Raw genomic sequence first — 26316 nt, forward strand, 5'->3', positions numbered from 1 at the left:
ACTTTTGTTGTTCAGTATTAACTCCAGTTATACACAAATTCACAACACCTACTATTACTAAGACTGTATTTTATAAAAAATAAATAAATATATAATAACGATTAATAGGAGGGCATTATGAAAATTTTAATTGAACGTGAACCGTTAATGGCAAGTATCCAAAACGTTATGAAAGCAATTTCGTCAAAACCGACAATTCCAATACTTTCAGGAATAAAACTTGAAGCCAACCAACAAGAAGTGACCTTAACAGGAAGTAATTCAGATATAACAATCGAATCCATCATTCCAAGTGAGGAAGACGGAGTCGTTAATATCCATGAGATTGTCCCTGGTTCAGTTGTCATTCAAGCTAAATTTCTGCCTGAGATTATTCGTAAACTACCTGAGAATCAAGTGGAATTATCAGTTGATGATGATATGAATGTTTTAATTAAATCAGGACACGCAGAATTTAAATTGAATGGACAAGACACTGAGGAATATCCACAATTGCCAGTTTTACAAACAGACAATAGCTTTCATTTACAAATTGATTTACTTAAAATGTTAATTCGTCAAACGAATTTTGCTGTATCTGTTTCAGAAACACGTCCCATTCTCACTGGAGTACATTTAAAATTAGAAAACGAACAATTAGAATTAGTGGCAACAGACAGCCACCGATTAGCTTCACGTAAAATTAATATGACAGATACAGATGGATTAACATTTAACAATGTGGTCATTCCTGGAAAAAGTTTAAGCGAATTAAATAAAATCTTAGACGATACGCAAGAACCGATTCAGATCAGTGTCACGGATAATCAAATTTTATTTAGAACGAAGCATTTATATTTCTTATCTCGATTATTAGACGGCAATTATCCAGAAACATCAAGATTAATTCCAAATCAAAGTAAAACAGTCGTTAACGTTAATTCAAAAGATCTTATTGAATCCATTGACCGTGCTAGCTTGTTAGCTAAAGATAATCGAAATAATATTGTTAAATTAGTTACACAAGGGCAAAATATATTACAAATTACAAGTCACTCACCAGAAATAGGTTATGTAGAGGAAACTTTAGAAACAAACGCTATTGAAGGGGAAGAGCTAAAAATTTCCTTCAATGCCAAATATATGATTGATGCATTAAAAGCCATCGGAACTGATCAAGTATCCATTAACTTTACTGGAGCTATGCGACCATTTATTATGCAACCTGATGAAGACGATGAACCAATTTTACAGCTAATAACACCAGTAAGAACGTACTAAGAAAGACAGAGAGACTGAACGATTTTAGGGGAAACACTTCAAATCGTTCAGTTTCTTTTCTTATAGCCAAATATTTAGTAAAATAGAATAGTGGAAGGAATTTTTTAAAGAAGGTGACAAAATGCCTGAAATAATTGAAATAGATACGAATGAAATTACGCTTGGCCAATTTCTTAAATTAGCTAATATTATTGACTCTGGCGGAATGGCGAAAGTATTTCTAAAAGAATTTGACGTATACGTTAATGGCGAGTTAGATGATCGTCGTGGAAGAAAATTAAAACTTAACGATGTAGTTGAAGTTGATGAAGTAGGAGCATTTCAAGTCGGAAAAGCCAAAGATTAAGGTTTAAGGAGTCACTCCATGTATATTGAAGAAATACAACTGACCAATTATAGAAATTATGATCATTTTTCAGTCTCCTTTGATCAGTCCATTAACGTCATTATTGGTGAAAATGCGCAAGGTAAAACGAACATGATGGAAGCCATTTATGTTTTAGCCTTCACGAAGTCTCATCGAACCCCAAGAGATAAAGAATTAATCAAATGGGATCGAGAGTATGGTAAAATAGAAGGTAGAGTCTTTAGACGAAATCAGAGCTTCCCTTTAGAAGTTGTTTTTTCAAACAAAGGAAAAAAAGCCAAATTTAACCACGTTGAACAAAAACGTTTAAGTGAATACATTGGTGCAATCAATGTTGTTATGTTTGCGCCAGAAGATTTAAATCTTGTAAAAGGAAGCCCACAGGAACGGCGGAAATTTATTGATATGGAAATCGGGCAAACTCAGCCCATTTATATTTATCATCTGGGACAATATCAGCGCATTTTAAAAGAACGAAATGCTCTTTTAAAAGATTTACAACGAAGCCAAGAACCAGATCCAACCATGCTCAGAGTTTATACTGATCAATTAGTTGAGCATGCAAGTATTTTGCTAGAAAGACGCTTTATTTTTTTACAAAAGCTTAGAAAATGGGCTCAACCGATCCATGAAGGAATTAGTCGCGGACATGAAACGTTAAACATCGATTATGATGCGAGTGTAAACGTATCAGAAGACATGGATTCGGAGAAAATAAGACTAGAATTACAAAACCATTTTGAAAGATTCGAATCAAAAGAAATTGAGCGAGGTACCACACTAGTTGGACCTCATCGAGATGATTTGCTTTTTTATGTAAACGGAAAGAATGTTCAAACATTTGGCTCACAAGGTCAACAACGAACAACAGCATTGTCGCTTAAACTAGCCGAAATAGAATTAATCTATGAAGAAGTTGGGGAATATCCGATTCTTTTATTAGATGATGTGTTAAGTGAGTTAGATGATTATAGACAGTCTCATCTGTTAAATACCATACAAGGAAAGGTACAAACATTTGTGACGACAACAAGCGTTGATGGTATAGATCATGAAACAATTAGTAAGGCAGAAATATTTACAGTCCATAATGGCCAATTAACGGAAGAAAGGTGAGGATGAAGATGTTTATACATATTGGTGATGAAAACGTTATTCGTTCTAAAGATGTGGTTTCGATTATAGATTATAGTTTATTTCATTCCTCATCGATTATCGAAGAGATGATTTTTAAGCAGCGTGAAAAAGGTAATGTATCAGATTCATCGTATGAAGAAGCAAAATCAATTGTCATAACAGTTAACCATATTTATTTCAGCTCATTATCTGTCTCGACGTTAAATCGAAGAGCGCAATTATCTTACAAACTGGATAAAGTAGATGATATTACGGATACGTATGAACTAGAAGAGTGAAGGTTTAAAGAGCTAGTAATTCAATAGAAAATGAAGGTGAGAACATGGCGATGGAAGAACATATAAATGAACAATCGGATTATGGTGCAAGTCAAATACAAGTATTAGAAGGCTTAGAGGCTGTTAGAAAACGCCCTGGTATGTATATTGGATCAACAAGTGAAAGAGGTTTACACCATCTAGTTTGGGAAATTGTAGACAATAGTATTGACGAAGCCTTAGCAGGTTATTGTGACCATATTCAAATTATTATTGAAAAAGATAATAGCATTACCGTGATAGACGATGGTCGTGGTATTCCAGTTGATATGCATAAAAAAGCTAATAAGCCAGCTCTAGAAGTTATTATGACTGTCCTGCACGCAGGTGGTAAATTCGATAGTGGGTCGTACAAAGTGTCTGGCGGTTTACATGGTGTTGGGGCATCAGTCGTAAACGCATTATCTGAAAGCTGTGAAGTTTATGTACATCGTGATGGCAAACTTTATTATCAAAGTTACACACGCGGTATTCCTGATGATGAAGTTAAAATGGTTGGTGAAACAGAAATCACAGGAACGAAGACTAACTTTAAGCCAGACACTGAAATTTTCACAGAAACACAAGAATTTGACTATGATCAGTTACTCAACCGTACAAGAGAATTAGCTTATTTAAACAAACAATTACGTATTTCCATTGAAGATAATCGCGTTGATCAAGAACCTGAACATTTTTACTATGAAGGCGGTATTGCGGAGTATGTTGAGCATTTAAACCGAACGCGTGAAACATTACATGACCCTATTTACGGTGAAAATGAGTCGGATGATGTAACGGTTGAATTTGCGATACAGTATAACGACGGTTTTGCCAGCAATATTTATTCGTTTACAAATAATATCCACACTGCTGAAGGTGGAACGCATGAATCAGGGTTTAAGACCGCGTTAACACGTGTCATTAATGATTATGCGCGTAAAAATAATCTATATAAAGAAAATGATCCAAATTTAATTGGTGATGATGTACGAGAAGGTCTTACAGCAATTATTTCAATCAAACACCCAGACCCACAATTCGAAGGTCAAACGAAGACGAAACTAGGAAATAGTGAAGTTCGTACAATTACGGATCAAATTTTCTCAGAGAAGTTCTCTACATTTTTAATTGAAAATCCTAAAGTAGCAAGACAAATCGTTGAGAAAGGTTTAATGGCATCTCGTGCTCGTATTGCAGCGAAAAAAGCACGTGAAGTAACGCGTCGTAAAGGGGCTTTAGAAGTCTCGAGTTTACCTGGTAAACTAGCCGATTGTGCTTCTAAGGATGCGTCGGTTGGTGAGATGTATATTGTAGAGGGGGACTCTGCAGGCGGTTCTGCTAAACAAGGCCGAGATCGTCACTTTCAAGCTATCTTGCCTTTACGCGGTAAAATTTTAAACGTTGAGAAAGCTCGTTTAGATAAAATTTTATCTAATAACGAAATCCGTGCCATGATTACAGCTTTAGGTACAGGGATTGGTGAAGAATTTGATATAACACAAGCTCGTTACCACAAGATTGTGATTATGACAGATGCTGATGTCGATGGTGCTCACATCCGAACGTTATTATTAACATTCTTCTATCGTTATATGCGTCCGTTAATTGAACACGGTTATGTGTATATTGCACAGCCACCTTTATATCAAATTAAGCAAAATAAAAACCTGAATTATGTTTATACAGACCAAGAACTTGATAAGTTGTTAGCTGAATTACCAAAAACACCAAAACCGAACATACAACGTTACAAAGGTTTAGGTGAGATGAATCCAGAACAGCTGTGGGAGACAACAATGAATCCTGAAGCTCGTACGTTACTTCAGGTTAATTTAGAAGATGCCATGGAAGCGGATGAGATCTTTGAAATACTCATGGGAGATCAAGTTGAACCAAGACGTGATTTCATAGAACAGAATGCCAAGTACGTACAGAACTTAGATATTTAGTGTTTGGTAGAGCGCAAGACACCTTTTATGGTGTTACTTGTGCTCGTTTGACCATTTAGGGAGGTAATGACGGTTGGAACAACGACCAAGAGTTGAAGAAATTAATATTAGTAATGAAATGCGAACATCCTTTTTAGATTATGCCATGAGTGTTATTGTGTCTCGTGCTTTACCAGATGTTCGTGATGGGTTAAAACCCGTACATAGACGTATTTTATATGCGATGCACGACTTAGGAATGCATGCAGATAAAGCTTATAAAAAGTCAGCACGTATCGTCGGTGAAGTTATCGGTAAATATCACCCACACGGTGACTCAGCTGTATATGACGCCATGGTGCGTATGGCACAGGACTTTAACTTCCGTAACATGTTGGTTGATGGTCACGGAAACTTTGGTTCTGTCGACGGAGACTCTGCAGCAGCCATGCGTTATACAGAAGCTCGTATGTCTAAGATTTCAATGGAATTATTACGAGATATTAATAAAAATACGATCGATTATAATGATAACTATGACGGGACAGAACGAGAGCCTGTTGTTTTACCGGCTAAATTCCCAAATCTTTTAGTCAACGGGGCATCCGGAATTGCGGTTGGAATGGCTACTAATATTCCACCTCACCAATTAGGTGAAGTAATTGATGCTGTTTTAGCCATTAGTGAAAACCCTGATCTTACGATTGAAGAAATTATGGAAAACTACCTGCACGGACCAGACTTTCCGACAGGTGGACAAATTTTAGGCAGAAGCGGTATTCGCCAAGCTTATGAAACGGGTAAGGGATCACTTACGATTCGTTCGAAAGCTGATATCGTTGAAGAATCAAATGGTAAATCCAAAATTGTCGTCACTGAAATTCCTTTTCAGGTTAATAAGGCTAGATTAGTTGAGAAAATTGCAGAGCTTGTCCGAGATAAAAAATTAGATGGCATCACAGACTTACGTGATGAATCAGACCGCGAAGGATTACGGGTCGTTATCGAACTTCGTAAAGATGCCAACGCGAACGTGGTTTTAAATAACCTGTATAAACAAACAGCTTTACAGACATCATTTGGGATTAATATGTTGGCGTTAGTGGATGGCCAACCAAAAGTTCTAAATATTAAACAAACACTGCATCACTATCTAGAACACCAAAAAGAAGTCATTATTCGCAGAACGAAATATGATTTAGAAAAAGCTGAAGCAAGAGCTCATATTTTAGAAGGTTTACAGATAGCACTTGATCATTTAGATGAAGTGATTGAGTTAATCAGAAAATCTCAAACGACTGATGAAGCTCGCGACGGTTTAATGACGCGTTTTGGTTTATCAGAAAAACAAGCTCAAGCGATCTTAGATATGCGCTTACAGCGTTTAACCGGTTTAGAACGTGAGAAAATTGAAAGCGAATATAAAGAAGTTAAAGAGTTAATTGCTGAACTTAAAGCTATTTTGGCCAATGATGATAAAGTGTTAGAAATCATTAGAGAAGAACTTCTTGAAATTAAAGAGAAGTATAATGATACACGTCGAACTGAAATAACCGTCGGTGGTATGGACTTTATTGAAGATGAGGACTTAATCCCTGAGGAAACGGTTATTATTAGCTTGACGCATAGAGGTTATATCAAACGTCTGCCAGCAACCACATATCGTGCTCAACGTCGTGGTGGTCGAGGCATTCAAGGTATGGGTACAAACGATGAAGATTTTGTTGAGCATTTATTATCTACCTCAACACATGATACTTTGTTATTCTTTACGAATAAAGGAAAAGTTTATCGTGCGAAAGGGTATGAAATCCCTGAATTTAGTCGTACAGCCAAAGGAATTCCTTTAGTTAATGTACTACAAATTGAAAAAGATGAATGGGTCAACGCCATGATCTCAGTCAATGAATTTGTAGCTGATTGGTATTTATTCTTTACGACGAAAAACGGTCTATCCAAACGTACAACACTTGATAACTTCGCGAATATTAGGCGAGGTGGCCTAAGAGCTATTAACCTACGTGAAGATGATGAGTTAATTTCCGTTCGATTAACGGATGGAAACAAAAATATCATGATTGGTACGAAGAATGGTCTATTAATTCGATTTAATGAAGATGATGTTCGTTCTATGGGTCGTACAGCTTCTGGTGTTAAAGGGATTACGCTAAAAGAAGATGATGAAGTCGTCTCAATGGAAATCCTAAACCCGGATGTAGATGTATTAACCGTGACATCCAAAGGGTTTGGTAAGCGAACGCCTGAAGAAGAGTATCGTTTACAAAACCGTGGTGGTAAAGGTATTTTAACGTGTAAGTTAAACGAAAAGAACGGCCATGTCGTAGCTGTAAAACCTGTCACAGGTGAAGAGGACCTCATGCTAATGACCGCAAGTGGTGTTTTAATTCGTATGTCTTCTGAATCCATTTCACGTACAGGTCGTAATACACAAGGTGTTAAATTAATTCGTTTAGCCGATGAGGAAGAAGTAGCGACAGTTGCAAGAGTTGAAAAGGAAGATGAAGAACTAGAACCTGAGGAAGACGAAAACGTAGAATTAGAAGATGCAACGGAAGAACAACCTCATGATGATGATGAATCATAATGACTGCTGATTCTTATACAATTAAAGCTCGTCTCATTAGACGGGCTTTATCTTTATCAATTATAGAACTTTAGAATTTTTGTTGGGTGAGAGGAGTTTTAAACATGAGGGTTCATCCAGAAAAACTAGTCCCCGGTTGTTTAGTCACGAAAGATGTGATGGGTCAAACGATATTTCCGTTAATTCCTAAGAATACAGTGATCGAGCCGATTCATATTAAAGTTTTAACCGATTTTCAAATCTCTTATGTAGAAGTCGCTTCTAGGTTAGTGAATGGCGAATTGTTTAAAGCTCAAGAGGTTTCCAAAGAGGAATCAGAAGAAGAGTCAACAGAGCGTCAAACAAGTACAAAACAGACGTTCCTTACGTTCTATGAACAATATGTTCATGTTGTAAAAGAAACAAAACAATTATTTTCAAACTGGTCACAACGTCCAGAATTGGATCTTTCCAAAATCAGACAATTAATCCATCCATTAATCGAAAAAGGAGAATCTTCCTCAAATGTCTTAATGGAGCTCCATCATTATACGGATAAAAATGATTATTTTTATCATCACATCGTAGCGATGTCAGTTCTATCTGCTTTTATCGCTAAGAAACTAAAGTATAATCAAAATGAACGAATGCAAATCGCTTTAGCCGCTTACCTTAGTGATATTGGAATGTTGAAAGAGGACTGGCATTTGTATAAAAAAGACGGTGCTTTAACAGCTACTGAATACGAACGCGTTAAAAAACACCCTATATTGTCTTATCGAATGATTGAACACGAACCATACTTAAGTAAGAATACAAAAATTGCCGTTTTACAACACCATGAGCGATTAGATGGTACAGGTTATCCACTTGGTGTAGAGCATGATCATTTACACCCATATGCTAGAATTATTGCTGTAAGCGACATGTTTCATGCTATGACATCTGAGCGTCACTACCGAAAGAAACAGTCACCATTTAAAGTTATTGAAGAATTGCTTAATAGGCAATTTGGTAAGTTAGATATGAAAATTGTTAAAACACTAGTGAATGCTGTCGTATTTTTTTCAGCAGGCACAAAAGTCCGTTTAACCAATAATGAAACAGGTGAGATTGTCTTTGTAGATCAAAAATATCCGACTAGACCAATGGTGAAAAAAGACGGAGATCAAGACATTATTAATTTAGTTAACCACCGGGAATTGTATATTGAAGAAGTTCTTTTTAATTAGGTTTACAAAAACCATTAGTTAAGTAAAAAGTACTTGGCTAATGGTTTTTTTAGATTACAAGTTTAAGTCTATTATTTACATATATTTTTAAAGAATATGTCTAAATTACCAATGAGATTACAAATAGAATCGTGTATAATAAAACTGTAAAGCTATCAAGAGATTATGGGGGAAGAACGAGATGAAGAGAACATTTAAAAAGATTAATCTATTAACAATAGCAACGTTGTTACTTTTAAGTACTTTATTTATAAATCCATATAAAACAGAAGCTGCGATTGAGACCGAAGCGGAATCTGCGATTATAGTAGATTTTGAAACAGGCGATGTTTTATTATCCAAAAATGCTGATCTAGCTCTACCACCAGCAAGTATGACGAAAATGATGACTGAATACTTAGTGTTAGAAGCGGTTCATAACGAAGATTTGTCTTGGGACTCAAAAGTTGAGATTAGTGAATATGCTTATGAAATCTCTGCAAACAATCTATCATCAGGTATAGGTTTGCGTTTAGATCATGAGTATACGGTTAAAGATTTATACGATGCTATGGTGATTAATTCTGATAACGCAACAACAATCGCTTTAGCAGAATTTATTGCAGGTAGTGAAGGCGAATTTGTTAACATGATGAATGAGAAAGCCGAAGAACTTGGCATGACAGATTATAAGTTCGTCAACTCATCAGGGCTGAATAACTCGTTCTTAGGTGAAAATAGACCTGAAGGGACAGACCCTGAAGGTGAAAACCTGATGTCAGCACGTGATACAGCTAAATTGGCTTATCATTTAATTCATGATTACCCTGAAGTTTTAGACGTTTCTAGTATTCCTCGTAAAGAATTTGAGAATCAATCCATTGAAAACTATAACTGGATGTTACCTGGCATGGGTGAAGGTGTCGCACATTTTACTTATGAAGGACTAGATGGGTTAAAAACGGGACATACAAACTTAGCAGGCTATACCTTCACAGGGACAGCAGAGCGTAATAGCCAACGTTTAATTACTGTCGTGATGAAAACCGAAAGCAAAGCTGAACGATTCAATGAAACAGCTAATCTATTAGACTATGGGTTTAATAACTTTGAGAAAGTTACGTTATTTGACGCGGGACATCAAATTGAAGATGAATCGACTATTCCTGTAAGTAAAGGTAAACAGGATTACGTTGAAATTGAATCTAGCGAAGCGATTACGAAAGTGATTAAAAACGGTGAACAAGAGAATTACACTGTCACATATGAAATAAACGAAGAATTAATAAATGATAACGGTTCGTTAGAAGCTCCAATTGAAGAAGGTACTGAAGTTGGAGAAATGGTATTAAATTATGATGGTAACGAAGATTATGGGCATTTAATTAATAGTGATGAAGCATCTGTTCCACTTGTTACTTCCCATGATGTAGAAAAATCAAATTGGTTTATGTTAATGTTACAAGCAATAGGTGATTTTTTCGTTGATTTATTTGCGAGTATTAAAGGAATATTTTCCTAAATAGAATATCAGGGGGTTCATTTCATGAGTCATGTAGGTACTGATCGTGTTAAAAGAGGTATGGCAGAAATGCAAAAAGGTGGCGTCATCATGGACGTCGTTAACGCAGAACAAGCAAAAATTGCAGAAGAAGCTGGGGCTGTTGCAGTAATGGCCTTAGAGCGTGTACCAGCTGACATTCGTGCAGCAGGCGGAGTCGCTCGTATGGCTGATCCAACGATTGTTGAAGAAGTGATGAATGCTGTGTCAATTCCAGTAATGGCCAAAGCTCGTATCGGCCATATTGTAGAAGCGCGTGTACTTGAATCAATGGGTGTTGATTATATTGATGAAAGTGAAGTACTAACACCTGCAGATGAGGTATTCCACATTAATAAACGTGAATATACAGTTCCGTTTGTCTGTGGTTGCCGCAATCTAGGTGAAGCTGTACGTCGTATTGGCGAAGGTTCATCGATGTTGCGTACTAAAGGTGAACCAGGAACAGGTAATATTGTGGAAGCTGTTCGTCATATGCGTGAAGTTCAAAAACAAATCAAAGAAGTAACAAATATGGCAGAAGATGAGTTAATGGTTTATGCAAAAGAAAACGGCGCTTCTTATGAAGTGTTATTAGATATTCGTGAAAACGGTCGTTTACCAGTCGTCAACTTTGCAGCTGGCGGTATTGCAACACCTGCAGATGCAGCACTAATGATGCAGTTAGGTGCAGACGGAGTATTCGTCGGTTCTGGAATTTTTAAATCAGATCAACCAGAAAAGTTTGCACGTTCCATTGTTGAAGCAACAACGCATTATGATGATTATGAATTAATTGCTAAGTTGTCTAAAGGTCTTGGTACAGCTATGCCTGGTATTGAAATGACAACATTAGAAGAACACGATCGTATGCAAGATCGTAGTGAGTAAAGGGGTATGTCCATGCTAACCATTGGCGTTTTAGGGTTACAAGGAGCCTTTAGAGAACACAAGCAATCCATTGAAGCATGTGGCCATGAGGCAAAAATTATCAAACGTAAAGAAGAACTAGAAGAGATTGATGGTTTAATTTTGCCTGGTGGTGAGAGCACTACTATGAGACGTTTAATTGACCGTTATGACTTTTTCGATGCGCTTCGTACTTTTGGTCAATCAGGAAAGCCGATTTTTGGTACATGTGCGGGTCTGATTCTTTTAGCGACTGAAATTGAAGGTAATTCATCTGCCCACTTACAACTAATGGATATGAAAGTTGAGCGTAATGCGTTCGGTCGTCAAAAGGAAAGCTTTGAGTCCAAACTAAAGGTCCAAGGGGTCGCAAATGATTTTGAAGCAGTTTTTATACGTGCACCTTATATTGCTGAAGTCAATGAAGATACAGAAGTTTTAGCTACTTACGATGGAAAAATTGTAGCTGCTCAACAAGGTCAATTTTTAGCTGCTGCTTTTCACCCTGAGTTGACAGATGACAATCGTTTAGTAGAATATTTTATTGAATTAGTTAAACAATATAAATTAAAACTTGCAGTAAATTAAAAAAACCTTTATATTAATATTAATCATTTAAATGCATTGACGGGAACTAGTAATAAATAAGTTTATGTCAGAGAGCTAGTGGTTGCTGTGAACTAGTATAAGTTATTTATGAATCCATCCCCGAGCAGATTAACTGAAATCATCAGTAGGTTAATCCGGTCAAGCACCGTTAACGCTTCCGAGTTGGAAGAATGATTTTCTTCAACAAGGGTGGTAACGCGGGTATATAACTCGTCCCTTATGAAATAAGGGGCGAGTTTTTTGTATATAAACGATTAAAGGAGGATCACAGATGTTAGATCTTAAGTATTTACGCCAGAATTTCGAAGACGTGAAAGGAAAATTACAGCATCGTGGAGAGGATTTAACTGATTTAGACCAGTTTCAGGATTGGGATCAAAAAAGAAGACAATATATTCAGGAGTCAGAAGAGCTAAAGGCTCGTCGTAATGAGGTATCAAAGGAGATTTCTCAACTTAAAAAAGAAAAGAAAGATGCTGATCACTTAATTAAAGAGATGCGCGAAGTTGGCGAACGCATTAAAGAAATTGATGAACAGTTAAAAACGGTTGAAGAAAAGTTAAATGAACTGATGCTATCAATTCCAAATATTCCTCATGAATCTACACCTATTGGAGAGTCAGAAGATGATAATGTTGAAGTTCGCACATGGGGAGAAGTTCCTTCATTTGATTTTGAAGAAAAGCCTCACTGGGATGTTGCAACAGATTTAGACTTAGTTGACTTTGAACGTGCTTCTAAAGTCACTGGTAGCCGTTTTGCTTTTTATAAAGGCATTGGTGCTCGACTAGAGCGCGCGCTAATTAACTTTATGATGGATTACCAAGTGGATGAGCATGGTTACCATGAAATGATGCCACCACAAATGGTCAATACCGAAAGCTTAAAAGGTACCGGTCAATTTCCAAAGTTTACTGAAGATGTATTTAAGCTTGAGGATTGGGGTTACTATTTAATTCCGACAGCTGAAGTGCCTGTAACGAATTATCATCGTGATGAGATATTAGCAGTAGAAGATTTACCTAAGAAATTTGCAGCATATAGTGCCAACTTCCGCTCAGAGGCAGGATCTGCGGGTCGTGACACAAGAGGCCTTATTCGTCAACATCAATTTAACAAAGTTGAACTAGTTCACATAGCTAAGCCAGAAGATTCTTATGAGACGTTAGAAGTATTAACAGGTCACGCTGAGAAAATTCTACAATTATTAGAACTTCCATATCGCGTAATGAGCATGTGTACTGGCGATTTAGGTTTTACAGCTGCTAAAAAATACGATATTGAGGTATGGATGCCTAGTAACAATACCTACCGAGAGATTTCCTCTTGTTCAAATTTCGAAGCTTTCCAAGCAAGACGTGCTGGAATTCGATTCCGCCGTGATGCTAAGGCTAAACCTGAATTTGTACACACGTTAAATGGTTCAGGTCTAGCAGTTGGACGTACTGTGGCTGCGATTTTAGAAAATTATCAACAAGAAGATGGCAGTGTTGTGATCCCAGAAGCGTTACGTCCTTATATGGGTAATCGTGAGAAAATTGAAGCTTAATATTGCAGGGTGTTCTCATTTAAATGAGAGCACCCTATCATTTGAACTGTTTTTATGGAATTTACAGAAAATAAAAAAATCGCAACAACTTGTTGCGTCCTGTCAGATCGTGTGGTATATTAATTTTTGTCAGCTCATACGGAGGAGTACCCAAGTCCGGCTGAAGGGAGCGGTCTTGAAAACCGCCAGGGGCTTCACGGCCCGCGGGGGTTCGAATCCCTCCTCCTCCGCCATTATTTAAAACATGACAATATAACAGGATTGGTTACATACGTAACCTTTTTTTATATCTTTTTTTAAGAGAAAAATAGAAAATATTTCGAAATTAATATATAATTTGTCGTAGAATGTATGATAAAAAAGATATTGCGAATATTAGGTGTTGTTAAAGGAATTACCTATATTTAGCTCTGTTGTTGTAATGTGATTCGCTACCGGCGGACGCTTTCCTGGGGGCGCGAGTTCAACTTCCCAAAGCTCACTGCCGTTTCGCTTTGCGTGATTTTCACTTCGCGCTATTCCACGACGAACTGGACGTTCTAGTGTCGGCGTTGGCCACAGGACGTGGCCGATTTTAGCCGACCTAGGAGTCGCCGCCTATCGCTCATCACATTACAACAACTCCCTTAATGATTCATATTTAACAACATCTATTTTAAAAAGATAAATTACTAACTAACCTGGGGTACGAGTGTTTATGAAGTTATTTAAAAGATGGCGTATTGTGGTTATGTCAGATGCACAACAGAATATAAAACAGTTTTCACTACATAAACTTGTGGGATTTGGTCTTGTAGCGATTTTTTTCGTATCTTTAGCCAGTGTTGCTGTAACGATTGGTATAATCCAGACTCTTTCTCATGATCAACAAGAGTTAACAGCTAGTTTAGAAAACGCTCAAGAAGAGATAGATGTAAAGGATCAGAAGCTTGCCCAATTTGAAGAAGATCGTCTGGCAATAGAAGGTCGATTAACTGAATTACGTTCCTTAGAGGAACAATTGAAAGAAATGATGTCTTCACTTAATCCTGACCGATTAGCTCATTTTGATGAAGGACCACAAGGTGGACAAAGCCTATTGAATGATGACATTAAGTTAGTATCTTATGAAGAAGAACAAGGGTTAGAAGATTACTCGTCTTTACGTGAACACGTTCCTGAGTTAGTAGATCGATATAAAATGGCAGTCGATGATTTATCTCATATGAAAGATGAGCTTAAACAAGTTCCTATTGCTTGGCCCGCTGATACTGAACGAATCACCTCAGAATTTGGTCATCGAGATGATCCTTTTGCAAGAACAAAAGCCTTTCATGGTGGATTAGACTTAGCAGGCCCATGGGGAACGGAGATTTATTCAACCGCTGAAGGAACCGTTGAATTAGCTGGACGAGATGGCTCTTATGGTTTATCAGTTGTTGTTAATCATGGTAATGGATATAAAACACAGTATGCTCATCTAAGTCAGGTAATGGTAGAAAAAGGAGATCAAGTTGAACAAGGTGATTTAATTGGTGGTATGGGCTCAACAGGTCGGAGCACTGGTGTCCATTTACATTACGAAATATATCACAATGGTGAACGCATTGATCCTTATCCTTATATGACATTTGTTCAACGCGTATTAAATGAATAAAGGTGGTTACGTTTTATGAGATCGAAACAAGAAAAGCAATTAAATAATGTGGATACAATTATCGGTAGCGGCACGACCATTAAAGGTGATTTAGAATCTGAAGCTAGTATTCGTGTTGACGGGACGGTTTCTGGTACAGTGGCTTGTCAAGGAGACGTTGAGATCGGACAAGAAGGGAAAATCGAAGCAGAGGTAAAAGGTCGTAATGTCATCGTTGCAGGTACGGTGAAAGGTAATGTGACATCTCAAGATATGTTAAAGGTTGAATCATCTGGTAAACTCCACGGAGATGCATCCATGAGTACCTTGGTCATCGATGAAGGCGGTCAATTTGATGGTCGCAGTTCAATGGGACAACAAGAATCCAATGAATCTAGTAATAAAAAGAACGACAATCAAAATAAGAAAAAAGACAAACAAAATAAAAAAGAACAAGCTTCATAATAATAAATCCGGTACGAGTAAACGTACCGGATTGTTTTATGCCTTGATTAAATTTCTGGATGTTTGAATGAAGTTACCAACTCTTTCTAAAATTGGCTCGATGGAATCCTCGTCGTTATATAAATCATAATCATTAATATTAATGCGCATAACAGGACAAGTATTAAAATTATTAATCCATTCTTCATAGCGGTCATACATCTCACGCCAGTATTCGATAGGTGTGTCTTGTTCCATTTGTCTTCCTCTACTTTTCAGACGAGTTAACACATCATCAAATGACCCTTCTAGATAAATGAGTAGATCTGGATGTGGAAAATACGGCGTCATCACCATGGCATCGAAAAGACTTTTATACGTGTTATAATCCGTTTCATTCATTGTTCCTTTTTCATAATGCATCTTGGCGAAAATGCCAGTATCTTCATAGATGGAACGGTCTTGAATAAACCCTCCACCGTATTCGAAAATGCGTTTTTGTTCCTTAAAACGTTCTGCTAAAAAGTACACCTGTAAATGAAAGCTCCAGCGTTCGAAATCTCTGTAAAACTTATCAAGGTAAGGGTTTCCGTCAACTTTTTCGAGTGATGTACGAAATCCAAGTTCATTAGATAAAGCGTGTGTCATCGATGATTTACCGACACCGACTGTACCCGCGATGGTAATGACGGCATCGCTAGGAATTCCATATTTATTATTGGCCTTCATGTCACAACTTCCCCTTTTTCTATATGCTTCTCGACAACCTCTAATATATAATCCAAATCTTCTTGATGTTTTATAAAATCAAGTTCATCACCATTTAAACGGATCACTGGGATATCTGGATTGTCTCTTTCAAAGTCGTCCATAAATTGATCATAGTCTCTGGATAATTGCTCTAAATATTCAGGCTGAATATTTTTCTCAACCTCACGACCACGCATGCGGATGCGATTTAATAGCGTATCAAGACTTGCGTGTAGATAAATCATCACGTTTGGCTTTGGTCGATCATCCGTTAAAATATGAAAAATCTTCTCATACTTATTAAACTGATCATCACTTAAAGTTCGTTTAGCAAAAATCATATTCTTATAAATATGATAATCCGAAACGACAGGTTTATTTTGCTTTAAATAATGCTTTTCAATGTCCTCAAGTTGTTTATATCGATTACAAAGGAAAAACATTTCTGTCTGAAAGCTCCACTCTTCTATGTTGTCGTAAAATTTACCTAAAAAAGGATTTTCTTCTACGATTTCTTTTAATAAATGAAAATAGAAGTGTTTAGCAATTTTATTTGAAAGAGAGGTTTTTCCGACGCCAATTGGCCCCTCCACTGCAATAAAAGGTACTTGATAATCCCCCATTCAAATTCCTCCCATAACTGTTCAATACTATTCTTCCATGATAACAAATTTCGACACTAAATTGGGTAATATTTTAGATTTTAAATTTGGAAAATATCTATCAATAACCTATACACAATTTTCTTATAGACATATTTTATACTAACGACGAAAAGAGAGGTGATAATAAATGTTTGATGATAACTACCATGATGACTTTGATTGCAAAAATAACAAATGTGTATGTAAAACGGTAAGAAAAATTGCAGAAGCTCAGGATGAAGTTGCAGGCCTAACAGATGACAATTGTGATGTCAGTTGTAAACAATCCGTAAGAGATCTTTTATCTCCAACTGCTAATGGAAATGGCAACGACACAGTACCGTTTATCTTATACTGTAAAGGAACTTGTCATCCGTTCTTTGGAAGCAGTATTTTACAAGGCACAACTGGTGGTGGAGGTGGCGGACGCTCAGTCCTACGTTGCTTCGAATCACCAATTTTCCGTGTCAGCAAAGTGAAGAAAAACTGCTGTGCTGAAATTGAATTACTGCTACCTGTTTCCCAAGGTGGTTCAACACCAGGTGGAGGTGGAGACACGGTTTGTGACTTCTTCCCAGGTAACTCAATTGCAACATTACAACGCACAGGTCTTTGTATAACAGTTGATTTATGTGATTTCTCAGGTATTGCATGTCTAGAGCCAACACGTCCTCGTCCAGTGTCTGAATTAAATGTATCAGACGATGCAAGAGGTATGAAAAACGACTAGTTAATTCGTTGTAAAGCTGGTATCATTTTTGATACCGGCTTTTATTTTTTTATGTTTGACAAAATACCTTACGGGGTATATGATGTATGTGTAACATTAAAAAAGACAAAATAAATATACGTTTTGTTGAAGGAGAAAGGAGGAGCCGTCATGGAATATGATGAAAAAGTTAAAAATAGAATTAAACGTTTAGAAGGTCAATTACGCGGTGTCCTTCGAATGATGGAAGAAGGCGAGGATTGTAAAGAAGTCATCACTCAGCTTTCTGCCAGTCGAACAGCTTTAGATCGCACAATTGGAGTTATTGTTAGTAATAACTTAATTGAATGCGTTCAAGATTCGAATGAAAATGGTGAAGAGACTGAAGAAAGAGTAAAAGAAGCGGTTAATTTACTAGTAAAAAGCCGTTAATCTTTTCAAAAAGATTAAAGTTGTTGACGAAGTTCATTTTATATTGTAATATACCCCATAGGGTATTAAAAATACTAACTTAAAAATTTTAGGAGGAATATTTCATGAATATTGATAAAACATTAGACGCAAAAGGTTTAGCATGCCCAATGCCAATTGTAAAAACTAAAAAGGCAATTGAGGACATTGACAGTGGTCAAGTTCTAGAAGTTGTTGCAACAGATGCTGGAGCTAAAAGCGACTTAACAGCATGGTGCAAATCTTCAGGTCATGAGTTAGTTGACACGAATGAAGATGACGGCGTATTCACTTTCTATATTAAAAAAGCATAATATATTTTTTTGTTTTAGAATATACCTATACGGGTATGGGTAATTGTAGTAGGGATCCTGGTTAATATAGGATCTCTACTAACCAACAAAAAGGGAGGAGCTTTAAAATGGCTGAAAAGAAAAAGACGAATATCATCCTATTCAGTGGTGATTACGATAAAACAATGGCAGCATACATCATTGCAAACGGTGCAGCTGCATATGATCATGACGTAACTATATTCCACACATTCTGGGGGTTAAACGCGTTACGTAAAAATGAAAAATTACAACCGAAGAAATCTTTCATGGAGAAAATGTTCGGTAAAATGATGCCTCGTGGGGCAGACAACATGCCATTATCTAAAATGCAGTTCTTAGGTATGGGGCCAAAAATGATTAAAGGTGTTATGAAAAAGCATAATGCGATGCCTTTACCAGATTTAATTGATATGGCAAAAGAGCAAGATATCACATTACTTGCTTGTACAATGACAATGGATCTTTTAGGTCTTAAGAAAGAAGAACTACTTGATGATATTGAATATGGTGGCGTTGCAGCATATATTGCAGAAGGTGAAGACGGAGCAATCAACTTGTTTATCTAATGAATGGGGGTATAGATGATGAAATCCATTGACGCAAAAACTGTAGCTGAAAAATTAGAGAATGGCAAAGAGCTAAACATTATTGATGTTCGCGAAACGGATGAAGTAGCAGAAGGAAAAATTCCTGGTGCGAAAAACATTCCACTTGGTTTAATTGAATTTCGCGAAAATGAATTAGATCAAGGAAAAGAATATATCATGGTTTGTCGTTCAGGTGGCCGTAGTGGAAAAGCGACACAATATCTCGAAGGTCGCGGTTTTGATGTCACCAACATGACGGGCGGCATGCTTGATTGGGTAGGCCCTGTTGAAAAATAATAAAACGGAGGGATTCTAATGACTGATATTAAAGCAGATCACGTCTTAGATGCAAAAGGCTTGGCGTGTCCAATGCCGATTGTGAAAACACGTAAAGAAATTGAAAATATTGAAGGCGGAAAAGTGTTATTAGTTGAAGCGACTGACCAAGGTTCTAAAGCAGACTTAAAAGCTTGGGCAGAGCGTAGTGGTCATCAGTATTTAGGTACTGTTGAAGAAGATGACGTTTTAAGACACTATGTTCGTAAGGCATCTGAAGGTGAAACTGAAGAAGATGTATCATTTGATCAAAAAGTTAACAATGATGAATTAAAGCAAAAGCTTGATTCAGATCAAGTGACAGTTTTAGACGTACGTGAATCAGCAGAGTACGCTTTTGGTCACATTCCAAATGCAATTTCAATTCCATTCGGTGAATTAGAGGATCGTGTATCTGAACTTAATCAAGATGACGAAATTTACGTTGTTTGCCGTACAGGTAATCGTAGTGATATGGCTGCAAAATTATTAAGCGAAAAAGGATTCGAAAACGTTTATAACGTTGTCCCTGGTATGAGCGAATGGGATGGAGACGTTAATAGTCAGTAAACATGCCGATAAAGAGGACTTGGTCCGATTTCCAAGTTCTTTTATTACCATAAAAATAATACCACAGGGGGTATAGAAAGATGTCAGTTAAAACAATGAATGTTCAGGAAATTGCAAAGCGAGTAGTAAATAATGAAGATTTATTCGTATTAGACGTTCGTAACGAAGATGCTTTCCAAGATTGGAAAGTTGAAGGTGAAAACTTTAATTATTTAAACGTTCCGTACTTCGATTTAATTGAAGGCATTGAACCAATTCAAGATCAAGTTCCTACAGATCGTGATGTAGCGGTAGTTTGTGCAAAAGGTGGATCTTCAGAATTTGTTGCGGAACAATTAGTTGAAGCTGGTTTTGACAATGTTTATTCAGTAGAAGGCGGTATGAAGGCTTGGAGTGAACACCTAGAGCCAGTTAAAGTAGCAGACTTAAAAGACGGCGGTGAGCTTTATCAGTTCGTACGCCTAGGTAAAGGTTGCCTATCTTATATGGTCATCTCTGATGGTGAAGCAGCAACTATTGACGCTGTTCGTATGGCAGATGTCTTCATTAACTTTGCTGAAGAAAAAGGTGCAAAAATCACACATGCATTTGATACGCACTTACACGCAGACCACATCTCAGGTGGCCGTGAAATTGCTGAGAAAACAGGTGCAACTTATTGGTTACCTCCAAAAGATGCAACTGAATTACAATTTGACTACAAACCATTAGAAGACGGTGAAGATGTACACATTGGTTCTTCTAAAATCAGTGTTCAAGCACTATATTCACCAGGTCACACAATCGGTTCAACATCATTCATCGTAGACGACCAATATCTAATGTCAGGTGACATCTTATTCGTTGATTCAATCGGACGTCCTGACTTAGCAGGCCTTGCGGACGATTGGGTTGGTGACTTACGCGAAACATTATACAAACGTTATAAAGAATTATCAGATGAATTGATCGTTCTACCAGCACACTATATGACAAATGATGAATTAAACGAAGACGGTTCAGTTGGCAAAAAACTAGGTGAACTTTATCAAGATAACCACGGACTAAATGTTGAGGATGAACAAGAATTTCGTCGTATGGTTACGGAAAACTTACCACCACAACCAAACGCTTATCAAGAAATCCGTGAAACAAATATGGGTAAAATTTCACCAGAAACTGAAAAGAAACGTGAAATGGAAATTGGCCCTAACCGTTGTGCAGTTAAGTAATAATTAATTTTTAAATCACCATAATAAGAAGGAGCAATTATTGCTCCTTCTTATTATGGTGATAGGCATCAAGAGGGGTGAAAAGATGTTAAAAGATTATTTTCCAGCAGTTGATTGGTTAAAAAATTATAATCGTATGGACTTTAAAGGAGATATGATTGCCGGAATAATTGTAGCAATTATGTTAATCCCTCAAGGCATGGCCTATGCTATGTTAGCAGGTTTACCACCAGTAATTGGACTTTATGCTTCAACGATTCCGTTAATTATATATGCATTTTTAGGATCTTCAAGACAGTTAGCTGTGGGACCCGTGGCTATGGTATCATTACTGGTTTTTTCAGGGGTATCACAGTTAGCTGAGCCTGGATCTGATCAATTTGTTTCCTATGCATTACTATTAGCTTTAATGGTAGGTGTCCTACAACTTGCGTTAGGTTTATTTAAGTTAGGGTTTTTAGTCAACTTTTTATCGCACGCTGTAATTAGTGGTTTTACATCAGCAGCGGCGATTATTATTGGTTTATCTCAGTTAAAAAATTTACTAGGTACCAATATTGAAAAAGGAAACGTTTTTGAAATTTTATACAATGCTTTCTTAAGTATTCCAAATATTAATTACTATACACTAACAATTGGTATAGCAAGTATTATTACATTAATTATCTTTAAAAAATATGTCCCAAAGATTCCAGGACCTTTAGTAGTTGTTGTAGCAAGTAGTTTAGTCGTTTATTTATTTGATTTACAAGATCGAGGTGTTGGGATCGTTGGTGAAGTACCATCTGGTATCCCGACTGTATCGTTACCTGCATTTGATTGGAATTCAATTTCAGAATTATTACCTGTTGCTTTAACTATTACATTTGTTGGCTTCATGGAATCTGTAGCCGTTGCAAAAGCTATAGCAGCTAAAGAAGGCTACAAAATTAATTCCAACCAAGAGCTAAATGGTTTAGGTGCAGCTAATATTGTCGGTTCTTTCTTCTCGGCTTATCCGGTAACCGGTGGATTTTCAAGGTCAGCCGTTAATTACCAAGCGGGTGCGAGAACAGGCTTTGCAGCAGTCATCACAGCTGTCCTAATTATTATTACTTTACTATTCTTTACAGACTGGTTCTACTATTTACCACAATCCGTATTAGCGGCGATTATTATGGTTGCGGTGTATGGCTTAATTGATTATAAAGAAGCCGTTCATTTGTTTAAGGTAAAGAAAATTGATGGTTGGACATTACTCGTAACATTTATTGCAACACTAGCCACTTCTATTGAAACAGGAATTGTTGTCGGTATTGCCTTCTCACTATTAGTATTTATATGGCGAAGTGCTTATCCTCATGTAGCTGAACTAGGCTATTTAGAAGATAAAGGTATTTACCGAAATGTCGATCGTTTCCCTAATGCAAAAACTTATGGTGATACGATTATCTTCCGAGTGGATGCGTCCTTATATTTCGCAAATATCGCGTTCTTAGAAGATCAACTTGGAAAATTAATCGATAAGCATAATGATATAAAACGAATCGCCCTAGATTTTTCAAGTGTCAACGATATGGACGCTGTCGCAGTAGATGAACTGGATCGTATTATCCAAGAATATGATGATTACGGTGTTACCATTGTTATAGCAAATATGAAAGGGCCAGTTCGTGATTTAACTGATAAATCTGGCTGGAGAGCAAAATATGGTGACCGTATTAAATATGATTCAATTAAAGAAATTGTGGAAACAGAGAAATAGAGACGTCATGTCTCTATTTCTATTTCTTTAAGGAGGAAGGTGCAACTGTATGGCTAAGACGACCATTGATTCTAAATATATTCAACAACACTTAGCTAATGAACGAACGTATTTAGCATGGATTAGAACCGCCTTAGCAATGATTGGTATTGGCTTTCTGATTGTAAACATACACTTCTCAACCAATTCCACGTCTATGATATCGGATCAAATTGCTGAACTAATCGGTATATTTTCTGTCATATTAGGGTTAATTATTATTGTATTTGCGACGATTAGTTATTTAATTAAGAAAAAACAGATTAATGAACAAACATTTCAACCTTCAAACCGAGTGGTATGGATGGTTTCGATCTTTACGTTTTTTATTATTGTATTGTTTTTCTTATACTTTTTAGTCTACTAATCCAAATACCTTCTAACCGCACATAATTCTTGTTCGTATTTAGTTTTATCTATCTTAATAATTTCTAAAGATTTTCCTGTATGAGGGGAATGCAGCATTCTCCCCTCTCCTACATATAATCCAACGTGGTGTACGTTGCCTTTTTTATTTTGAAAAAACAATAAATCCCCTTGAGAGATATGTTTAAGTGATATACGCTTACCTTGTTTAATTTGATCTGATGCATCCCGTGGTATTATGACTCCGGCAGCTTTATGTATACTGTAAGTAAAGCCAGAGCAATCATAACCATAGGAACTCATCCCGCCCCAAAAATAAGGCAGTCCTATAAATTGCATCCCCAAGTCAATTATATCTAAATTTTCGCGGTTAATTGTTACATCATCTTTAGATAAGTAACCTATCGCATTTGGAAGTTTAACTTCTACTAGATTGATTGAATCTTTAATAAACGGAAGGGTAGTGGCAAAGCTCAGTTTCATAAGCGGCTGTTTGTCTTTGTTATACAACGTCGCTTGTGGTTTTATAACCACCACTTGTTGCTTTGTTCTCCACTCATTTTTTTCAACTTGTGTGATTTGTTGAATGGGAATCCATCCTGGATAACCTCTTGGGTCTTTTCGGGTAGGTTGATTAACCGCTATTATGTGTGCCCATTCCTTTTCAAAATTATCGATGATGACCTCTTCACCTAATAAAGCCTGTGATTGTGTTAATTGCTTATCACTTAATTCAAGTCTTAAGTTGTGGTTTAAAATTTTATACCATAATTCGATGTGCAGGGGATTAGTTAAACCAGGGTAGTCAATGTCTCTAGGTGACTGAGGTGAGGTCCAAATCGTTGCGACTGGCACATCGACCACCCACATAAACTCAGACAAATTGACTCCCCCTTTTAATATTATTAATGCCTAAACCGACGTCATTTGAAAAAATGATTTTGTCTTGCTGATACTGAATTCCGCCCTCTATTAAATCGTACTTAAGCATAAGAGGTGCATCAAAATCATAGCGCGTAACATTTGGTTGACTAGAGGCTAAATGGGCAGCTGCTGTAATGCCGAGTTTGGTTTCAATCATACTGCCAATCATACACTCCACATTAAAAGCTTCTGCCAAATGAATAATTTTAAGAGCTTCATGAATGCCACCAGTTTTCATTAATTTCAAGTTAATTAAATCCGCTGCTCGTTGTTCTAAGACTAGTCTAGCATCGTACAATGAGAAAACACTTTCATCTGCCATGATGGGTGTGTGGGTATGTTGAGTTACTTGCTGAAGTCCTTTAAGATCGTTTGCCATAACGGGTTGTTCGACTAACTCTATATTAAGCCCTAACCTTTCCATTTCATTTATAGCGTAAATCGCATCTTTTACATTCCAGCCCTGATTTGCATCTAGTCGTAAGATGATATGTTCTCCAACTGACTCCCGAATGGCTTTAAGACGTTCGATATCCTGTTGGATTTGGCCTTGCCCTACTTTAATTTTAAGCGATTGAAATCCATCTTGAACTAGTTGTTGGGCATCGTGTGCCATATCATTAGGGGGCTTAATACTAACGGTAAAATCGGTTCGAATCGATTTTTTCTTTCCTCCGAGAAATTCTATTAATGGAAGGTTAGCTAGTTGGCTCACACAATCATAGATCGCCATATCAACTGCGGCTTTGGCGCTCGTATTGTTGACTAGACTTTTGTTTAACCTTGTAAAAAGTTGTTCGTATTCTGTAATAGACTGGCCAATGATTTGAGGTTTTAAGATATGAAGGATACTAGATTCAATACTTTCGATTGTCTCCCCTGTAATGACTGGTGTAGGAACAGCTTCTCCGTAGCCAACTGTTCCATCTTCAAGTGTCATATGGACGATGATCGTCTCTAGATTCATAACGGTCCGTAATGCTGTTTTAAATGGTTTTTTTAACGGAACGGTATGTTTGTAACTCTCTAGGGATTTTATGTTCATACTTGGCCCTCCTTAACGCCAGGTTGCACTATTAGTGATTTGGTGTGAGTTGATAGAATAGCTTTAGTGCCAAGCGGAATTGATATATGAGGCTGACAATGGCCGATTTTAAAACCTTTTAAAACAGGAATTCCTATCTCTTGAAAATAATCTTGAAAAACTTCAGTTAAAGACCACGAAGGACGTTGGTCTTTAGGTGTACAGTTGTGAAAATCACCAATCACAATTCCATTAGCTACTTGTAATTTTTCGGCATGTTTTAACTGTGATAGGTAGGAATCAATCCGGTATGGTGGTTCATCCACATCTTCGATTAGGAGAAGTTTATTTTGGGTATTAATTTCATATGGTGTGCCAAGCGAGCTTACGATTAGCGATAGATTACCGCCAACGAGTTCGCCGGTTGCTTCGCCTTCATGAATCACAGTAAGTGGACTAATCGATTCATCATAAGTCACATTGGTAGGTAGAAAAAGTTGTTTAAAAAACAGCTCTGATTGAGGGTTGAAGTTAGATTTTCCAATGTCTGAAGCGGGCATAGGGCCGTGGAAGGTGATAAGGCCAGTTTGTTGCCTGATAGCTGTATGGAGGTAGGTAATATCGCTATATCCCCAAAATATTTTCGGGTTTTGGGATATAAGATTGTAATCAAGATTTGAAACTAGACGACTGGTGCCATAACCGCCACAGGCACAAAATATTGCTTTTATGTCAGGGTCTTCAAACATCATATGCAGATCACTTATCCGCACTTCATCAGAGCCTGCCAAATACCCATCGACACATTTGAGGTTTGGTGCTAATTTAACTTTTAAGTTCAATTTTTTGAAAAAAGTTAGTGATGAATTTAAATGGGAAAGATTAGGAGGACTTGCAGGAGCTACGATTCCGATTTGATCACCTGGTTGAAGTGCTTGGGGTAACATATTATCCGCTCCCTTAATCATAATTACACAGTATGTTCATATAGTTGTAGAAAGATGACTCTATCTTTTTATATTCCTGCCTTATGGGATTTATGAGTTTTATGTAAGCAGTTTGGAAAATTCTATTATGGCAAAATACTTTTAAAAAAGCGCTTTCTCATTTACAATATACAGTAACAGAATTTTCAAACTTTAATTACTTTTTGAGTGAAAGAGTGATACTAAGCTTGGACTTAAGCCGAGTTTAGA

Annotated in this window: 27 protein-coding genes, 1 tRNA gene and 1 other annotated feature; of the genes, 23 read left to right on the plus strand and 5 right to left on the minus strand. The window is 37.0% G+C overall.

The window, feature by feature from the left end; genetic code table 11:
- The first annotated feature begins 117 nt into the window (after positions 1 to 117).
- The 14 genes from dnaN to EDC24_RS11795 all read left to right on the plus strand — a co-directional run bounded on the left by dnaN (position 118) and on the right by EDC24_RS11795 (position 15473).
- Positions 118 to 1260 carry a DNA polymerase III subunit beta gene (gene dnaN, locus EDC24_RS11730; RefSeq protein WP_124222832.1) on the plus strand — a complete coding sequence of 381 codons (1143 nt, stop codon included), beginning with the start codon at positions 118 to 120 and terminating at the stop codon, positions 1258 to 1260.
- A gap of 121 nt (positions 1261 to 1381) precedes the next feature.
- On the plus strand, positions 1382 to 1606 hold the full coding sequence (gene yaaA, locus EDC24_RS11735) for a S4 domain-containing protein YaaA (protein ID WP_124222834.1): 225 nt from the start codon (positions 1382 to 1384) through the stop codon (positions 1604 to 1606).
- A gap of 18 nt (positions 1607 to 1624) precedes the next feature.
- Entirely contained in the window at positions 1625 to 2743 is a 1119-nt protein-coding gene (gene recF / locus EDC24_RS11740; RefSeq protein WP_124222836.1) for a DNA replication/repair protein RecF, read from the plus strand.
- 8 nt (positions 2744 to 2751) lie between these two features.
- Positions 2752 to 3042 (plus strand): extracellular matrix regulator RemB, encoded by a 291-nt coding sequence (gene remB, locus EDC24_RS11745; RefSeq protein WP_124222838.1) that lies wholly within the window; start codon positions 2752 to 2754, stop codon positions 3040 to 3042.
- A gap of 50 nt (positions 3043 to 3092) precedes the next feature.
- A complete protein-coding gene (gene gyrB, locus EDC24_RS11750) occupies positions 3093 to 5012 on the plus strand; it encodes a DNA topoisomerase (ATP-hydrolyzing) subunit B (protein ID WP_124222999.1) in 1920 nt (639 codons plus the stop codon).
- A gap of 118 nt (positions 5013 to 5130) precedes the next feature.
- Entirely contained in the window at positions 5131 to 7596 is a 2466-nt protein-coding gene (gene gyrA, locus EDC24_RS11755) for a DNA gyrase subunit A (protein ID WP_124223001.1), read from the plus strand.
- A 104-nt stretch (positions 7597 to 7700) separates the two neighbouring features.
- Positions 7701 to 8807 carry an HD-GYP domain-containing protein gene (locus EDC24_RS11760; protein WP_124222840.1) on the plus strand — a complete coding sequence of 369 codons (1107 nt, stop codon included), beginning with the start codon at positions 7701 to 7703 and terminating at the stop codon, positions 8805 to 8807.
- A 181-nt stretch (positions 8808 to 8988) separates the two neighbouring features.
- Positions 8989 to 10308: a serine hydrolase gene (locus tag EDC24_RS11765; protein ID WP_124222842.1), complete on the plus strand. Its 1320-nt coding sequence runs from the start codon at positions 8989 to 8991 to the stop codon at positions 10306 to 10308.
- Between the two features lie 24 nt (positions 10309 to 10332).
- A complete protein-coding gene (pdxS, locus tag EDC24_RS11770) occupies positions 10333 to 11217 on the plus strand; it encodes a pyridoxal 5'-phosphate synthase lyase subunit PdxS (protein ID WP_124222844.1) in 885 nt (294 codons plus the stop codon).
- Positions 11218 to 11229: 12 nt separating this feature from the next.
- Positions 11230 to 11823: a pyridoxal 5'-phosphate synthase glutaminase subunit PdxT gene (gene pdxT / locus EDC24_RS11775; protein WP_124222846.1), complete on the plus strand. Its 594-nt coding sequence runs from the start codon at positions 11230 to 11232 to the stop codon at positions 11821 to 11823.
- A gap of 27 nt (positions 11824 to 11850) precedes the next feature.
- Positions 11851 to 12065, plus strand: a binding site (T-box leader).
- Positions 12066 to 12115: 50 nt separating this feature from the next.
- Positions 12116 to 13393, plus strand: a complete 1278-nt coding sequence (gene serS, locus EDC24_RS11780) for a serine--tRNA ligase (RefSeq protein ID WP_124222848.1) — start codon at positions 12116 to 12118, stop codon at positions 13391 to 13393.
- 140 nt (positions 13394 to 13533) lie between these two features.
- Positions 13534 to 13626 (plus strand) — tRNA-Ser (locus tag EDC24_RS11785).
- A 464-nt stretch (positions 13627 to 14090) separates the two neighbouring features.
- Positions 14091 to 15029, plus strand: coding sequence for a M23 family metallopeptidase (locus EDC24_RS11790; protein ID WP_124222850.1), 939 nt, complete (start codon positions 14091 to 14093; stop codon positions 15027 to 15029).
- Between the two features lie 15 nt (positions 15030 to 15044).
- A complete protein-coding gene (locus EDC24_RS11795) occupies positions 15045 to 15473 on the plus strand; it encodes a bactofilin family protein (protein WP_124222852.1) in 429 nt (142 codons plus the stop codon).
- A 36-nt stretch (positions 15474 to 15509) separates the two neighbouring features.
- Here EDC24_RS11795 and EDC24_RS11800 read toward each other — a convergent pair whose 3' ends face one another.
- Both EDC24_RS11800 and EDC24_RS11805 read right to left on the minus strand, forming a co-directional pair.
- Entirely contained in the window at positions 15510 to 16181 is a 672-nt protein-coding gene (locus EDC24_RS11800) for a deoxynucleoside kinase (protein ID WP_124222854.1), read from the minus strand.
- Complete coding sequence (locus tag EDC24_RS11805) at positions 16178 to 16825, minus strand: deoxynucleoside kinase (protein ID WP_124222856.1); 648 nt, start codon at positions 16823 to 16825, stop codon at positions 16178 to 16180. Before EDC24_RS11805 ends, EDC24_RS11800 begins: the two co-directional genes overlap by 4 nt.
- A 169-nt stretch (positions 16826 to 16994) precedes the next feature.
- Between EDC24_RS11805 and EDC24_RS11810 the strand changes: the two genes are divergently transcribed.
- The 9 genes from EDC24_RS11810 to EDC24_RS11850 all read left to right on the plus strand — a co-directional run bounded on the left by EDC24_RS11810 (position 16995) and on the right by EDC24_RS11850 (position 23173).
- The gene (locus EDC24_RS11810) at positions 16995 to 17576 is read left to right on the plus strand and encodes a CotY/CotZ family spore coat protein (RefSeq protein ID WP_124222858.1); all 582 of its coding nucleotides are present in this window, start codon (positions 16995 to 16997) and stop codon (positions 17574 to 17576) included.
- Positions 17577 to 17726: 150 nt separating this feature from the next.
- The gene (locus tag EDC24_RS11815) at positions 17727 to 17987 is read left to right on the plus strand and encodes a metal-sensitive transcriptional regulator (protein WP_124222860.1); all 261 of its coding nucleotides are present in this window, start codon (positions 17727 to 17729) and stop codon (positions 17985 to 17987) included.
- A 104-nt stretch (positions 17988 to 18091) separates the two neighbouring features.
- The gene (locus EDC24_RS11820) at positions 18092 to 18319 is read left to right on the plus strand and encodes a sulfurtransferase TusA family protein (RefSeq protein WP_124222862.1); all 228 of its coding nucleotides are present in this window, start codon (positions 18092 to 18094) and stop codon (positions 18317 to 18319) included.
- Between the two features lie 107 nt (positions 18320 to 18426).
- Positions 18427 to 18906 carry a DsrE/DsrF/DrsH-like family protein gene (locus tag EDC24_RS11825; RefSeq protein ID WP_124222864.1) on the plus strand — a complete coding sequence of 160 codons (480 nt, stop codon included), beginning with the start codon at positions 18427 to 18429 and terminating at the stop codon, positions 18904 to 18906.
- Positions 18907 to 18924: 18 nt separating this feature from the next.
- Positions 18925 to 19224, plus strand: coding sequence for a rhodanese-like domain-containing protein (locus EDC24_RS11830; protein WP_124223003.1), 300 nt, complete (start codon positions 18925 to 18927; stop codon positions 19222 to 19224).
- An 18-nt stretch (positions 19225 to 19242) separates the two neighbouring features.
- Positions 19243 to 19812, plus strand: coding sequence for a sulfurtransferase TusA family protein (locus EDC24_RS11835; RefSeq protein ID WP_124222866.1), 570 nt, complete (start codon positions 19243 to 19245; stop codon positions 19810 to 19812).
- A gap of 80 nt (positions 19813 to 19892) precedes the next feature.
- Entirely contained in the window at positions 19893 to 21023 is a 1131-nt protein-coding gene (locus tag EDC24_RS11840; RefSeq protein ID WP_124222868.1) for an MBL fold metallo-hydrolase, read from the plus strand.
- 85 nt (positions 21024 to 21108) lie between these two features.
- A complete protein-coding gene (locus EDC24_RS11845; protein WP_124222870.1) occupies positions 21109 to 22767 on the plus strand; it encodes a SulP family inorganic anion transporter in 1659 nt (552 codons plus the stop codon).
- Between the two features lie 49 nt (positions 22768 to 22816).
- Positions 22817 to 23173: a YidH family protein gene (locus EDC24_RS11850; protein ID WP_124222872.1), complete on the plus strand. Its 357-nt coding sequence runs from the start codon at positions 22817 to 22819 to the stop codon at positions 23171 to 23173.
- Here EDC24_RS11850 and EDC24_RS11855 read toward each other — a convergent pair.
- Genes EDC24_RS11855 through EDC24_RS11865 form a run of 3 tightly spaced genes read right to left on the minus strand, consistent with a single transcriptional unit; the run spans position 23170 to position 26088 of the window.
- Positions 23170 to 24054, minus strand: a complete 885-nt coding sequence (locus EDC24_RS11855) for a C40 family peptidase (RefSeq protein WP_245998151.1) — start codon at positions 24052 to 24054, stop codon at positions 23170 to 23172. The genes EDC24_RS11850 and EDC24_RS11855 overlap by 4 nt on opposite strands.
- The gene (locus EDC24_RS11860) at positions 24047 to 25141 is read right to left on the minus strand and encodes a dipeptide epimerase (RefSeq protein WP_124222874.1); all 1095 of its coding nucleotides are present in this window, start codon (positions 25139 to 25141) and stop codon (positions 24047 to 24049) included. Before EDC24_RS11860 ends, EDC24_RS11855 begins: the two co-directional genes overlap by 8 nt.
- Positions 25138 to 26088 (minus strand): S66 peptidase family protein, encoded by a 951-nt coding sequence (locus tag EDC24_RS11865; RefSeq protein ID WP_124222876.1) that lies wholly within the window; start codon positions 26086 to 26088, stop codon positions 25138 to 25140. The genes EDC24_RS11860 and EDC24_RS11865 overlap by 4 nt, the downstream gene beginning before the upstream one ends.
- Positions 26089 to 26316 lie beyond the last annotated feature (228 nt).

Origin of the sequence: Aquisalibacillus elongatus (assembly GCF_003843875.1) — a bacterium.
GTDB lineage: Bacteria > Bacillota > Bacilli > Bacillales > Alkalibacillaceae > Aquisalibacillus > Aquisalibacillus elongatus.